At 72.6% G+C, this 13,489-nt stretch carries 13 protein-coding genes; 8 read left to right on the plus strand and 5 right to left on the minus strand.

The window, feature by feature from the left end:
- Nucleotides 1–11: 11 nt before the first annotated feature.
- Complete coding sequence (locus ACFY2K_RS06490; RefSeq protein ID WP_380395893.1) at nucleotides 12–326, plus strand: hypothetical protein; 315 nt, start codon at nucleotides 12–14, stop codon at nucleotides 324–326.
- Between the two features lie 86 nt (nucleotides 327–412).
- Here the strand turns inward: ACFY2K_RS06490 and ACFY2K_RS06495 are convergent, their stop codons facing one another.
- Together ACFY2K_RS06495 and ACFY2K_RS06500 are read right to left on the minus strand one after the other, a co-directional pair.
- Complete coding sequence (locus ACFY2K_RS06495) at nucleotides 413–721, minus strand: AzlD domain-containing protein (protein WP_375890767.1); 309 nt, start codon at nucleotides 719–721, stop codon at nucleotides 413–415.
- Entirely contained in the window at nucleotides 721–1,467 is a 747-nt protein-coding gene (locus ACFY2K_RS06500) for an AzlC family ABC transporter permease (protein WP_387709920.1), read from the minus strand. Before ACFY2K_RS06500 ends, ACFY2K_RS06495 begins: the two co-directional genes overlap by 1 nt.
- Nucleotides 1,468–1,665: 198 nt before the next feature.
- On the opposite strand from ACFY2K_RS06500, the gene ACFY2K_RS06505 reads away from it, so the two are divergent.
- Complete coding sequence (locus ACFY2K_RS06505; RefSeq protein WP_375890687.1) at nucleotides 1,666–2,256, plus strand: helix-turn-helix domain-containing protein; 591 nt, start codon at nucleotides 1,666–1,668, stop codon at nucleotides 2,254–2,256.
- A 100-nt stretch (nucleotides 2,257–2,356) separates the two neighbouring features.
- Here ACFY2K_RS06505 and ACFY2K_RS06510 read toward each other — a convergent pair whose 3' ends face one another.
- Nucleotides 2,357–4,225, minus strand: coding sequence for a cholesterol oxidase substrate-binding domain-containing protein (locus ACFY2K_RS06510; protein ID WP_387709922.1), 1,869 nt, complete (start codon nucleotides 4,223–4,225; stop codon nucleotides 2,357–2,359).
- A gap of 295 nt (nucleotides 4,226–4,520) precedes the next feature.
- On the opposite strand from ACFY2K_RS06510, the gene ACFY2K_RS06515 reads away from it, so the two are divergent.
- The gene (locus tag ACFY2K_RS06515) at nucleotides 4,521–5,318 is read left to right on the plus strand and encodes a carbon-nitrogen hydrolase family protein (RefSeq protein WP_387709923.1); all 798 of its coding nucleotides are present in this window, start codon (nucleotides 4,521–4,523) and stop codon (nucleotides 5,316–5,318) included.
- 53 nt (nucleotides 5,319–5,371) lie between these two features.
- Nucleotides 5,372–6,778: a class II fumarate hydratase gene (locus ACFY2K_RS06520; protein ID WP_375890692.1), complete on the plus strand. Its 1,407-nt coding sequence runs from the start codon at nucleotides 5,372–5,374 to the stop codon at nucleotides 6,776–6,778.
- A gap of 88 nt (nucleotides 6,779–6,866) precedes the next feature.
- On the opposite strand, the gene ACFY2K_RS06525 is transcribed toward ACFY2K_RS06520, so the two are convergent.
- Nucleotides 6,867–7,337 (minus strand): SPW repeat protein, encoded by a 471-nt coding sequence (locus tag ACFY2K_RS06525; RefSeq protein ID WP_380395887.1) that lies wholly within the window; start codon nucleotides 7,335–7,337, stop codon nucleotides 6,867–6,869.
- Between the two features lie 188 nt (nucleotides 7,338–7,525).
- On the opposite strand from ACFY2K_RS06525, the gene ACFY2K_RS06530 reads away from it, so the two are divergent.
- Both ACFY2K_RS06530 and ACFY2K_RS06535 read left to right on the plus strand, forming a co-directional pair.
- Nucleotides 7,526–8,092 (plus strand): PadR family transcriptional regulator, encoded by a 567-nt coding sequence (locus tag ACFY2K_RS06530; RefSeq protein WP_380395886.1) that lies wholly within the window; start codon nucleotides 7,526–7,528, stop codon nucleotides 8,090–8,092.
- A gap of 143 nt (nucleotides 8,093–8,235) precedes the next feature.
- Entirely contained in the window at nucleotides 8,236–9,936 is a 1,701-nt protein-coding gene (locus ACFY2K_RS06535) for an acyl-CoA dehydrogenase family protein (protein ID WP_380520896.1), read from the plus strand.
- Nucleotides 9,937–10,046: 110 nt separating this feature from the next.
- Here ACFY2K_RS06535 and ACFY2K_RS06540 read toward each other — a convergent pair whose 3' ends face one another.
- Complete coding sequence (locus ACFY2K_RS06540) at nucleotides 10,047–10,742, minus strand: response regulator (protein ID WP_375890700.1); 696 nt, start codon at nucleotides 10,740–10,742, stop codon at nucleotides 10,047–10,049.
- A 229-nt stretch (nucleotides 10,743–10,971) separates the two neighbouring features.
- Between ACFY2K_RS06540 and ACFY2K_RS06545 the strand changes: the two genes are divergently transcribed.
- Nucleotides 10,972–13,071 (plus strand): ATP-binding protein, encoded by a 2,100-nt coding sequence (locus tag ACFY2K_RS06545; RefSeq protein WP_380590945.1) that lies wholly within the window; start codon nucleotides 10,972–10,974, stop codon nucleotides 13,069–13,071.
- A gap of 178 nt (nucleotides 13,072–13,249) precedes the next feature.
- On the plus strand, nucleotides 13,250–13,474 hold the full coding sequence (locus ACFY2K_RS06550) for a hypothetical protein (protein ID WP_380520891.1): 225 nt from the start codon (nucleotides 13,250–13,252) through the stop codon (nucleotides 13,472–13,474).
- The last annotated feature ends 15 nt before the right edge of the window (nucleotides 13,475–13,489 follow it).

Below are 13,489 nucleotides of genomic sequence, written 5' to 3' on the forward strand. Positions count from 1 at the left end.
GGAGGCGGGGCATGGCGCGTTGGGCGCTGGTCGTCGAGGAGACGGTCGGGATCGGCAAGGACCGGACCTGGGGCAACAAGGTGCTCGGCGAGGTCGAGGGCACCCGGGAGGAGGCCGTCGCGGAGCTGCGGCGGATCGTCCCGACCTACACCCCGGAGCATCCGATGAGCAGTCGGCAGCAGACGCTGCTGCGGGACGGGGACACCTACCTGCTGATCTCGCGGGGGAGCATGCGGGACTACCACTGCGTGTTCAAGGTGTGGGAGCTGCTGTGGGACAGCAAGCGGCCCGAGGTGCAGGCGGAGCGGTTGACGACTGACGACTGACAGATAACAGATGACAGTGTTCAGCGAACAGATGACAGATTTCGAAATCTGTCATCTGTTCGCTGAACACTGTCCGCCGTCCGCCGTCACCACACTCCGCACAGCCTCAGCAGCGCCGCCGTCGCCGCCCCGGCCACGACCACCACCGGGAAGGGTGCCCGGCGCCACGCGAGCACGCCCGCGACCAGCACCCCCGCCGGACGGGCCCACCCGGCGAAGCCGTGCCCCTGGGTCAGCGCGCCGGTCGCGACCAGTGCGACCAGCAGTACCGCCGCCGCGACCGCCAGCAGGTGCCGGACCCGCGCGGAGAGCGCGAGCCGGTGCCCGAGCAGTGGGCCGGCCACCCGGTAGGCGTACGTCCCGGCGGCCAGCAGCAGGATCGCGTACAGCGGCATCATCGGACCTCCTCCTTCACGGCCGCCGGGGCGACCGCCTGCTCTCCCGGTTCCCCCGGCTCCCCTGGTTCCGACCCCGCCCCGGGCCGCCCGGCGAACAGCAGCCCGACCAGGGCCAGCAGCACCGGCAGCCCGCCCGGCACGAAGGGCGTGGCCGCGACGGCCACCACCGCGCCCACCACCGCGGCCGTACGAGTCGCGCGGTCGGTGAGCGAGGGCAGCACCAGTGCGAGCAGCACGGCCGGGAAGGCCGCGTCCAGCCCGAGCGCGTCGGTGTCCCCGATCAGTCCGCCGGCGAGGCCGCCGAGCAGCACCGCCACGTTCCACACCACGAACAGCGAGACCCCGCAGACCCAGAACGCCGCCCGGCGGCGGCGCGGTTCGTGCTGCTGGAGCGCGAAGGCCGCACTCTCGTCGGTGAGCATCTGCGCCCCGAACAGCCTTTGCCACCACGGGCCCTGGAGCACGTCGGCGACCGCGAACCCGAACGGGAGCAGCCGGGCGTTGAGCACCAGCCCGGTGGCGACGGCCGCGAGCACGCCACCACCGGACAGCACCACGCCGACGGCCGCGAACTGCGAGCCGCCCGCGAAGACCAGGACGGAGAGGGCGGTCGGCACCCAGAGCGGCAGGCCGCCGGAGACGCTGATCGCGCCGAAGGAGGCGCCGACGAGTGCGTCGGCGAGGCAGACCAGGGCGATGTCGCGAAGGGTCGCATGTTCGAGTGTTCGGAGTAGCGAACGCATGTTCATCAGAATGAACCGGGAAGCCCGTGTTCGTCAAGGCGAACGGAAGGACCGATATGGCGAACACCCTTGGGTCCCGCAGCCCCATGCCCCATGGCCCCATGACCCCGACCCACCCGGGGACCGGCGTGGCAGCATGAACGGCACCACCAGCGGGAAGCCGACCGAAGGAGCCTGGAGAAAGCGTGAGTGGCGAGCATGAGTGACCGGACCACCCGACCCGAGGGCGCCAACGGCTCCGGTGCGGAGCTGATCGGCCAGATCGCCGCGTCCATCCGGCGCGAACGCGAACGCAGCGGACTGTCGATGGCCGAGCTGGCCCGCCGCGCCGGCATCGCCAAGTCGACGCTCTCGCAGCTGGAGTCGGGCGCGGGCAACCCCAGCGTGGAGACGCTCTGGGCGCTGGGGGTCGCGCTGAACGTGCCGTTCAGCAGGCTGGTCGACCCGCCGCGCCCCACCGTCAAGGTGCTCCGGGCCGGCGAGGGCCCGGTGACCCACTCCGAGCAGGCCAACTACGCGGCCACGGTGCTCTCCTCCTGCCCGCCGAACGCCCGGCGCGACATCTACCGGATCGAGGCCCAGCCGGGCGACACCAGGGCTTCCGAGCCCCATATGCCCGGCACCGTCGAGCACGTGCTGATCGGCTCGGGCCGGGCCCTGGTCGGCCCGACCGAGACGCCGGTCGAACTCGGCCCGGGCGACTACATCAGCTATCCCGGGGATGCCCCCCACGTCTTCCGCGCACTGGCCCCGGACACCCTCGCGGTGATCGTGATGGAGCACATCTGACGGGTGACGGCAAACAGATGACAGCTGACAGATTTCGAAATCTGTCAGCTGTCATCTGTTACCTGTTCTCTGTCAGCCGTTCGCCGTTCGCCGTTCGCCGTTACTTCAACAGCCCGTCCAGGAACGGGTTCCCGAACACCCGGTGCGGGTCGTACCGGTCGAGCGTGGCGACCGCCTCGTCCCAGCCGGGCCCGCCCCCGGCGCGCAGGCTGTCGGGAATGGCCCGGCCGATCACGTCCTGGTCGGACCAGGCGGCGTCCGCCGTGTACGCCCACCCCTTGGACCACTCGACCCTCGCCCCGGCCCGGGTGCCGTCGAAGGTGCGCAGCAGCCACTGCTCCAAGTCCCGGGCGAAGCGCTCCAGTCCGGGCGTGCCGGGGAAGGCGAGGACGTCGAGCCAGACCGCGGTGTCCCACTCCGGGCGGTCCGCCCGGGGGCGCAGCGCGGACAGCAGCGGCGGCCGGGCGCCGGGGACGCCGGAGTAGGACGGGTCGTCCAGGCCGGTGACCCGGATCTCCACCGCGCCGTTCACCGGGAACTCGCCCCTGGCCTGGTACTCGCCGAGCAACTGCCGGTAGTAGGCGGCGAATTCGCTGACCACCCACTGCAGGTCGGCGCGCTTGGTCAGGATCGCGTAGCCGTTGGCGGTGACCCGCAGCGTGGTGGGCCGGACGTACTGCAGCAGGGCGCGCGAGGGGCCCCAGAGGTCGGAGCGCAGGCCGCCGGCGAGCAGGTGGGTGATCAGGTCGCCGGTGAGCAGGTCACGCAGCAGTCCGCCGGAGAGCAGGACGTCGGTGAGGTCGCCGGTGAGCGCCACCTTGGCGATGAGGTACTGGAGTTGGCCGAACAGCGGGGCCGATCCCCAGGCGCCGGAGATGATTTGGCCGGCCAGTCGGGCGACCGGTTCCGGAATGCTGTCCGAGAAGGGGTAGTTGTAGGGCTGGTCGACGGCCCGGGAGGCGAGCGGCTTGCTCGGGGCGACGGTCCAGGTCTTGAGCCACGGGTAGTCGGTGTAGGCGAACCAGATCGCCTCGACCCGGCCGTCGCGCTCGACGAAGTCGGCGAGGGTGCGCGGGCCACCGCCGCCGCCCAGCAGTCCGCCGAGCAGTCCGCCGCCGCCGGTGGGGGTGCCGGGGCGGGCGAACAGGTCGCTCGCCGGGATGTCCAGCCGGCTGACGCAGCGCAGCGGGCGGTCGGCTCCGACGCGCAGCACGACCTCGGTGAGGAAGGCGCGGCCGAGGTGCACCAGGAACGCGGCGCTGTCGGCCTCGGCGCGGTCGAAGGTGCGCAGCGCGTAGCGGCCGGTCGCCGGGTCGAGGACGACGGCGGTGAGCTTGACCACCTGGTTGCTGACCGAGCCGTAGCCGTGCCCGTCCGGGCGCAGTTCGCCGCCGGCGCCGGTGGCGGTGCCGTGGCCGCCGATGGCGAGCACTCCGCCGACGGTGAGGTCGCCCGGCGCCGGGCAGGCCGTCAGGCCGAGGCCCCGGTCGGACAGGTGGGTGAGCAGCGCGTCCATGCTCGCGCCGGTCTGCGCCCGCACGGTGGTGGGTGAGTCGGCGGTGATGGCCGTGAGGTACCGGTTGGTGTCCACGAGCAGGACGCGGGCGTCGGCCGGGGTGCCGTTGGCGACGGTGAGCGGGACCCAGGTGTGCCGGTAGCCGGTGGCGCGCAGCCGCCAGCCGTTGGCGTGCGCCCAGTCGGCGAGGGCCGGGACCTCTTCGGGGGTGCGCGGTGCGCAGGTCCACAGCTGGTCGGTGCGGATCTCGCCGGACCAGTTCTGGAACACCCGCTGGTACAGCTCGGTGCCGGCGGGAAGGCCGGGCGGTACGGGCGTGGCCGCCTCGGCGCTGTCGGGGCCGATGGTGCCGCGCAGCAGCCAGGCTGCGCCGCCGAGCGCCGCGGAGGCGCCGAGCAGCTGCCGTCTGGTCAGGCCGCGGTGGGTGTCGTTGCCGTCGTGTTCTGTGGTCATCCGGTCCGCCCCCTGCGTCGGTTTCCCCGGGCCGGATCGCGGCGCTCCGGGGCGGTCGGAATCCGCCCGACCCGGTCAGGAGCGTACGAAGTGCCGTACGACCGTTTGAAGCGTTCCGGCCGGGATCTCACTCGTTCGAGTGATCATGGCGCGAACGGCCGAGGGCCGTCCACCTGGTGCGGTCGGCGGGGCGGGGCGGCGTGGTTTCGGCGGTCGCCGAACTGTTGCCCGGCCGTCCGAGGGACCCATAGGTTGATCTTGACCATCGACTCCCCCGCCCGCCGGAGGCTCCGCCGTGCCCTCGTCCGCGCCTGCGTCCGCGCCGCTCGCCGACGTCGGCACCGCGCCCGCCACCCCCGCCGCCGTCACGGTCACCGTCGCCCAGCCCGTCTGCGCCGCCCCCGGCCGTCCGGACACCCTGGCCGTCAACGCCGGACGGCACGCCGCGGCCGTCCGGGAGGCGGGGACCCGACTGGTGGTGTTCCCCGAGCTGTCCCTGACCGGCTACGACCTGACCGCCCCCGCCGTCGACCCGGCGGACGCCCGGCTCGCCCCGCTGGTCGAGGCCTGCGGCGCCACCGGCGCCCTGGCGCTGGTCGGCGCGCCGGTCGCGGAGGCCGACGGGCGCGAGTCCATCGCCACCCTGGCGGTCACCGGCGGGGGCGCCCGGGTCGTCTACCGCAAGATGCGGCTGCACGGGCCGGAGCTCGACCGGTTCAGCCCCGGCGAGCGGCCCGTCGTGCTGGAGCTGGACGGCCTGCGGCTCGGCCTGGCGGTGTGCGCCGACGCCGCCGACCCGGCCCACGCCGAGGAGACCGCCGCCCTCGGTATCGACGCCTACGTCGCCTCCACCCTGTACGGTCCCGGCCCCGCGCAGGCCGAGCGGCTCGCCGGGCACCTGCGGGAGCGGACCGGCGCGCACGGGGTCTGGGGCGTACTGTCCACCAGTGCCGGGGCCAGCGGCGAGTTCGCGGAGACCTCGGGCCGCTCCGGCGTGTGGGCCCCGGACGGCACGGTCGTCGGGCAGCTCGGCGCCGAGCCGGGTGGGCTGCTGTGGGTGGAAATACCCGGGGCCCGCGAGCGGCTGTGGTGATCGGAAGTCCCGTGACCGGGCCGGACCGGCCCGTACAGGAGGTGTAGCGCGCGATGGGTGACGAGCGGGAGAGGCCGCAGGAGTACCGGGTCGAGCACGACTCGATGGGCGAGGTGCGGGTGCCGGCGGCCGCGAAGTGGCAGGCGCAGACGCAGCGGGCGGTGGAGAACTTCCCAGTGTCCGGCCAACGGCTGGAGCGCGCGCACATCGCCGCGCTGGCCCGGGTCAAGGCGGCCGCGGCGCGGGTGAACGCCCGCCTCGGGGTCCTGGACGAGGAGACGGCCGGGGCGATCGCGGCGGCCGCCGAGGAGGTCGCGGAGGGCCGCTGGGACGACGAGTTCCCGGTGGACGTGTTCCAGACCGGTTCGGGCACCTCGTCCAACATGAACGCCAACGAGGTGATCGCCACCCTGGCCGGCGAACGGCTGGGGCGGCCGGTCCACCCGAACGACCAGGTGAACGCCAGCCAGTCGTCCAACGACGTGTTCCCGTCCTCGATCCACATCGCCGCCACCGCCGCCGTCACCCACGACCTGATCCCGGCGCTGGAGCACCTGGCGGAGGCGCTGGAGCGCAAGTCGGTCGAGTTCGCGCAGGTGGTCAAGTCCGGCCGTACGCACCTGATGGACGCCACGCCCGTCACCCTCGGCCAGGAGTTCGGCGGCTACGCGGCCCAGGTGCGGCACGGGCGGGAGCGGCTGCTGGCGACCCTCCCCCGGGTCGCCGAACTGCCGCTCGGCGGAACGGCGGTGGGCACTGGCATCAACACCCCGCCCGGGTTCCCGGCGGCCGTCATCGAGGAGGTCGCCCGGGCCACCGGGCTGCCGCTGACCGAGGCCCGCGACCACTTCGAGGCGCAGGGCGCGCGGGACGCGCTGGTCGAGCTGAGCGGCCAACTGCGCACGGTGGCGGTGGGGTTCACGAAGATCGCGAACGACCTGCGGTGGATGGGCTCCGGTCCGCGCACCGGCCTGGGCGAGATCAACCTGCCGGATCTGCAGCCCGGCTCGTCCATCATGCCGGGCAAGGTGAACCCGGTGCTGCCCGAGGTGGTGCTGATGGTCGCCGCCCAGGTGGTGGGCAACGACGCGACGGTGACGCTGGCCGGCGCGAGCGGCAACTTCGAGCTGAACGTGATGCTCCCGGTGATCGCCCGCAACGTGCTGGAGTCGGTGCGGCTGCTGGCCAACAGCGCCCGGCTGCTGGCGGACCGGACGGTGGACGGCATCACCGCGAACGTCGAACGGGCCCGCGAGTACGCGGAGTCCTCGCCCTCGGTGGTGACGCCGCTGAACCGCTACATCGGGTACGAGGAGGCGGCGAAGGTCGCCAAGCAGGCGCTGGCCGAGCGGAAGACCATCCGCCAGGTGGTGCTGGAACGCGGGTACGTCGAGCGGGGCGCGCTCACCGAGGAGGAGCTGGACCGGGCGCTGGACGTGCTGCGGATGACGCACCCGTAGCCGGCCCGGCCCGGCCTCGTCGGCCGGTGCGCCGGGGCGCGGCGGGCACGAGTGCCCTCCGTGCCCCGGACGCGGGCTGCGGGGAAGGTCAGCCCTTGGCGCGGCCGGCCCGGCCGAGCCGCATCGCTGCTCCGTTCGACGTGATCGTGGCCATCGAGATCGCCGCGAGTCCGAGCAGGAACATCACGGCACCGACGATGACGCAGGTGACGATGTTCTTGCCGTGCGCGACGGACCCTGAGACGGCCCAGGGAGAGATGATCGTCCAGATACCGAGCGCGGCGGCGGCCCAGGCCCTCGCGTGGGTGCGCTCGTAGGCCGAGCCGTAGCCGGCCATCAGTGCCGTGTAGGCCAGCCCGACGATCAGGCAGGTCACGGTCAGGGTGCTGAACGCGGTGAAGCCGACGATCCACGGCGATGCCGCGAGGAACAGGCCGGCCAGAACGGCCAGGGCTTCGACGCCCTGGGCGCGGGGGGTCGAGGTGACCCGCTCGTAGTGTTCCCGGAGTTCGACGATGTCCGGGTGGTGCTCCATGCCTGTCGGCACATGGGTTGCCACCGATACCACCTCCTGTGGTTTCGGACCATGGGAAGGGGCAAGCCCCGTACCTATTCTGGCGCTTCTCCAAGGTTTTGCACCTGATAGTCCGAAATGACCGATAACCATCCGATCACGCCGGTGACCTGCGTCTCAACACTCCGAGGGCCCATTGCCTATGCAACTCGTTGCATAGCAGGATGCTGGGCATGGCACTGGAGCACGCGATCCTCGTCTCGCTGCTGGAGCAGCCCGGCTCCGGGTACGAACTGGCCCGGCGCTTCGACCGCTCCATCGGACGCTTCTGGACCGCCACCCACCAGCAGATCTACCGGGTGCTGCGGCGGATGGAGGCGGACGGCTGGGTCGCCGCCGAGGAGGTCGCGCAGGACGGCCGCCCGGACAAGAAGGTCTACTCGGCGGCCGGGCCCGGACGGGCCGCGCTGGCCGACTGGCTGCGCGAACCGGTCGAACCGGAGACCGTACGGCACGAGCTCGCGGTCAAGATCCGGGCCGCCGCCTTCGACGACCCGGCCGCGCTGATCTCCGAGGTCGAGCGGCACCGCGACAGCCACGCCGCCCTCCTCGCCCGCTACCTGCACGGCGAGCAGCGGGACTTCCCCGACCTCACCGCGCTGGACACCCGGCAGGAGCTCCAGCACGTCGTGCTGCGCGGCGGCATCGAGTTCGAGCGGATGACCCTCGCCTGGCTGGACGACGTGCTCGCCACCCTGCGCCGGCTCGCGGAGGACGGACGGGGAACAGATCACAGATGACAGATCACAGATGACAGAGTTTGAAATCTGAAATCTGTTCGCTGACATCTGTCTTCTGAACTCTGTTCGCCGCCGTCCGTCCACCCGCCCGCCGCACCCCGCCCCGCCGAGTCCTCACACCCTCGACCCCCTGGGAGCCCCCGATGCTCTTCAACCCGCGCACCTACGACCCCGCGCAGTTCGACGAGCCGACCCGCCGGCTGCTGCGCGCGACCGTCGACTGGTTCGAGTCCCGCGGCAAGAAGGCGCTCATCGACACCTACATCGACCGCGCCTGGTACGGCGACTTCCTCGAATTCGCCGCCCGGGAGGGCCTGTTCGCGGAGTTCCTGACCCCGTCCGCGGCCGACGCCGACAAGCGCTGGGACACCGCGCGGATCGCCGAGCTGAACGAGATCCTCGGCTTCTACGGCCTCGGCTACTGGTACACCTGGCAGGTCACCATCCTGGGCCTCGGCCCGGTCTGGCAGAGCGAGAACGAGGCCGTCCGGGCCCGCGCCGCCAAGCTCCTCGCCGAGGGCCACGTGATGGCCTTCGGCCTGTCCGAGCGCTCCCACGGCGCCGACATCTACTCCACCGACATGATCCTCACCCCGGACGGCGAGGGCGGCTTCACCGCGACCGGCCCCAAGTACTACATCGGCAACGGCAACGTGGCCGGCCTGGTCTCGGTGTTCGGCCGCCGCTCGGACGTCGAGGGCCCCGAGGGCTACGTCTTCTTCGCCGCCGACAGCCGCCACGACGCGTACCACCTGGTCAAGAACGTCGTGAACGCCCAGATGTACGTCAGCGAGTTCCGTCTGGAGGACTACCCGGTCCGGGCCGAGGACGTGCTGCACACCGGGCAGGCCGCCTTCGACGCCGCGCTGAACACCGTCAACGTCGGCAAGTTCAACCTCTGCACCGCCTCGGTCGGCATCTGCGAGCACGCGATGTACGAGGCCGTCACGCACGCCCACAACCGGGTGCTGTACGGCCGCAAGGTCACCGACTTCCCGCACGTGCGGCGGGAGTTGACCGACGCTTATGCCCGTCTGGTGGCGATGAAGCTGTTCAGCGCGCGGGCCGTCGACTACTTCCGCACGGCCTCCGCCGAGGACCGCCGCTACCTGCTCTTCAACCCGATGACCAAGATGAAGGTCACCACCGAGGGCGAGAAGGTCATCGACCTGATGTGGGACGTCATCGCGGCCAAGGGCTTCGAGGCGGACACCTACTTCGACAAGGCCGCCAAGGACATCCGCGGCCTGCCGAAGCTGGAGGGCACGGTCCACGTCAACCTGGCGCTGATCCTCAAGTTCATGGGCAACTACCTGTTCGCGCCCGCCGAGTACCCGCCGGTGCCGACCCGGCTGGACGCCGCCGACGACGCCTTCCTGTTCCACCAGGGCCCGGCCCGCGGCCTCGGCGCGATCCGCTTCCACGACTGGCGCGCCGCCTACGACCGCCACGCCCAGCTGCCGAACGTCGCCCGTTTCCGCGAGCAGGCCGACGGCTTCTGCGAGCTGCTGCTCAAGCACGCGCCGAGCAAGGAGCAGCAGGCCGACCTGGACTTCCTGCTGGAGATCGGCCAGCTGTTCGCGCTGATCGTCTACGGCCAGCTGGTGCTGGAGCAGGCCGAGCTGACCGGCCTCGACGCCGATGTCCTGGACCAGGTGTTCGACGCGCTGGTCCGCGACTTCTCCGCGCACGCGACCGAGCTGCACGGCAAGGCCTCCGCCACCGAGGAGCAGGCCGCCTGGGCGCTGGCCAACGTGCGCCGCCCGGTGGCGGACGCCGAGCGCGCCGCGAAGGTGTGGGCGCGGGTCGAGGCGCTCTCGGGCGCGTACGAGATGCAGCCGTGACGCAGTGGTGACGCAGTCGTAGGTCCGGTGGGACCAGGACGACTCCGGGGGTGCCGGTCGGCGGACCGGCACCCCCGGACGGCTGCGGCGCTCCCCCGTCGGGGGCGGTTTCAGCCGTCGCCGAGGCCCATGTCGCGGGCCCGGGCGACGGCCTCCGCGCGGGTCGCGACGTGCAGTTTCTCGAAGATGTGGGTGACGTGGTTGCGGACGGTCTTCTCCGCGACCACGAGCTCCCGGGCGATCCGCCGGTTGTCGTGGCCGCGCGCGACCAGGTCCAGCACCTCGGCCTCGCGGGCGGTGAGGTCGGGGAAGAGCTGCCCGGCCTCGCGCATCTTCGCCCCGGCCAGCAGCGCCGTGATCCGCCCGGCGACCTCGCCGCCGAACACCGCGCCGCCCGCGGCGACCGTCCGGACGGCATGCAGCACCTCCTCGCGCCCCGCGCCCTTGACCAGGTAGCCGCGGGCGCCCGCCTGGAGCGCGGCGAGCAGGTTGCCGTCGTCGTCCGACATGGTCAGCATCAGCACCGGCGGGGACTGCTCCTGGCCGGAGAGCCGGCGGACGGCCTCCAGCCCGGAGCCGTCGGGCAGGGAGAGGTCCATGATCACCACGTTCGGGCTGTGTCGGGCGACCGCGTCCGGGACATCGGCGACCCGCTCGGCCTCGGCCACCACGGTGACGCCCTCGGCACTCTCCAGCGCCGCCTTGAGCCCCTCCCGGAAGAGGGGGTGATCGTCGACGATCAGTACCCGAACGGGTGCCGCCCCGCCCGCCGGGCCGGAGGGTGCGACCAGCTGGTGTTCATCCACCCGGCCGACACTAGCAGCGGCGATCACGTGACTCTCCGTGACATGCCCGGAGGTCGTCCGCACGGCGGGGGTGGCGCCCACCGCCGTCCCGCCCGGAATGCGTGACCGCTGCCTCAGGCGACCGGGACACCGGGCCGAGCAGACTGGGACCGGACACCCTGGGGACGAGGCGCCGGCGGACCACGACGCGGCCGGCGGAACACCCGCTGTCGAGAACCGAGGTGGTGCCATGATCACGGTCTCCTCTCCCCCGCGCCGCACCCGGGCCGAGCGGCAACTGACCGCCGCCGCGGTCGTCACCGCGCTCTGCTTCGTCTCGGCGACGGTGTGGATCTGCTACGTGCTCGTCCACCTCGGCGAACCGGGCGTCTCCCACCCCCGCGACGAACTCGCCATCCTGGTCTACGCCCTGCCGACCGCCGGGGCCGGCATGCTGCTCCACGCGCACCGCCCGGGCAGCCCGCTCGGCTGGGTGATGCTCGTCTACGCGCTCACCAACATCCTCCCCCGGGTGGCGGCCGCACCGCTCTGGGTCGAGGTCCGCGACCCGGGCATCGCCGGCGCCGTGCTGGCCTTCGACACGGTGCTCAGCGCGGTCAGGACGACGCTCATCTACGCGCTGCCGCTCTGGCTGCCGAGCGGACGGCTGACGACGCGGCGATGGTGGTGGTTCATCGGGGCCGTCGGCGTGTGGGTGAGCGCCGAGGTGGCCCAGGGCCTCGCCGACCCGACGACCTACGGGCGGACCAATCCGCTGGCCGACAGCCCGCCGGCGCACCTCGCCGTGAGAGTGGTCGACGGACTGGGCGGCCACGACCTGCTGATCAGCGAGTGCGTGCTCGGGTTCGTCACGCTGGTCCTGCTGTCCCGGCTGCTGCGGCCGGCCGCCGTCCCGGGGCGCGACGCGGCCGAGACCCGTCGGCACCGGCTGCGGGTGGCGGGCATGCTCGGGGCGTACGTGCTCTGGGTCGCGCTGCAGGACTTCTACATGCGCAACCGGGCCGACCACTACTGGCTCAGCTACTGGCTGTTCACCGCGGCGGGGGCGGTCTGGGCCGTCGCGATCGGCTTCCTGGTGATCCGGGACCACGGCTGGCGGCTCGACCGGGCGGCCCGCAGCGTCCTGATCGGGCTGTTGCTGGGCACCGGCGTCACCGGACTGTTCGTGGTGGCCGCCGCCGCACTGTCCAACTCGCTGCTACCGGGGCGCGGTGGGCCCGCCCTGCTGCTGATCGCCCTGGTGTACGCGCTCGGCGCCACCCTGCCGAAGGCGGCGCGACGAGCCGTCGCCGTGGTGGACCGGCTGTACTACGGCGAACGCGCGCAGCCGTACCAGGTGCTGCGCACGCTCGCGGGGCGGGTGCGGCAGGTCGTCGACCCGGAGCAGCTGCCGGCGGCGCTGTGCGCGACGGTCGCCGAGGAACTCAAACTGCCCGGCGTCACCCTGGCCGTCACCACCCGGGCCGGACGGCGCACGCTGGCCACCGCCGGGCGGCTGAACGGCCGCAGCCAGGGCTTCGCGCTCGTCCACAACGGGCTGCCGATCGGCGAGTTGACCGTCGGGCTGCGGACGGGCGAGGAGCGGCTGGCGGCGACCGACGTCGACATCCTGCGCTCGCTCGCCGACCAGGCCTCGCCCGCCGTCGCCTCGCTGCAGCTCCAGGAGGACCTGCTGGCCAGCCGGGAGCAGATCATCGCCGCCCGGGAGGAGGAACGACGGTGGCTGCGGCGGGACATCCACGACGGGCTCGGACCGGCCCTGGCCGGCCTGCGACTGCGGGTGGACAACGCGGCCTCGACGGCGGACGGCGGGCTCGCGGACCCGCTGCACACGGTCTCCGAGGGCCTGGGGATGGCGATCCAGGAGGTCCGCCGGATCACCGACCGGCTCGGGCCGGCGCCGCTGGGCGAACTCGGACTGGCCCGGGCGGTCCGGCAGCTGGCGGACAACTTCAGCGGGGCCGGGCTGACCGTGACGGTCGAGGTCTCGCCGGAGCCGCTGCCGGAGCTGGCGGCGGCGGTGGAGGTCGCGGCCTACCGCATCAGCGCGGAGGCGCTCAACAACGTGCTGCGGCACGCCCGGGCCCGGACGGTGCGGGTGGCGCTCCGGGTGGACGACGAGGCGCTGACGCTGACCGTGCAGGACGACGGGGTCGGGTACCGGGAGACCGAGACCGTCGACGAACCGCCCGGCGGCGGGGTCGGCCTGCGGTCGATGGCGGACCGGGCCGCGGAGATCGGCGGCCGCTGCACCGTCGGACCGCTGCCCCAGCAGCACGGCACGCAGGTGCTGGCGGTGCTGCCGCGCTCGGCGGCGGCCAACCGGTAGCGGGCTCAGCACTAGCGGGCCCGGGGGTGGCGGTGCGAGCGGGCGGCGGGCAGCAGGCAGCAGGCAGCGGGCGAGAGCCGACGAATAACAGCTGACAGATGACAACGAACAGCTGACAGATGTTGAAATCTGTCAGCTGTTCGTTGTCATCTGTCAGTCGGAAGAGGGGGCGGCCGGGGTGAGCTACTGGCCGGGCCCGCATCCGAACGGGCAATCCTTCGGCGTGACCGTGCCGGACTTCGACCCGGAACGCCCGATCGACTCCGAGGCGGAGCCGGAACAGACCTTGCGCAGTGCCAGGGCTGCCGCGATCACGCCCGCCAGCACTCCAGCCGTACAGATCATCATGGTCGCAGTCGTCGAGGCAGTCGCGGTGTTCGTGGACATGAGGTGGTACTCCTGATTCTTCCGAGCGGCC

The organism is Kitasatospora sp. NPDC001309 (assembly GCF_042896295.1).
Lineage (GTDB): Bacteria > Actinomycetota > Actinomycetes > Streptomycetales > Streptomycetaceae > Kitasatospora.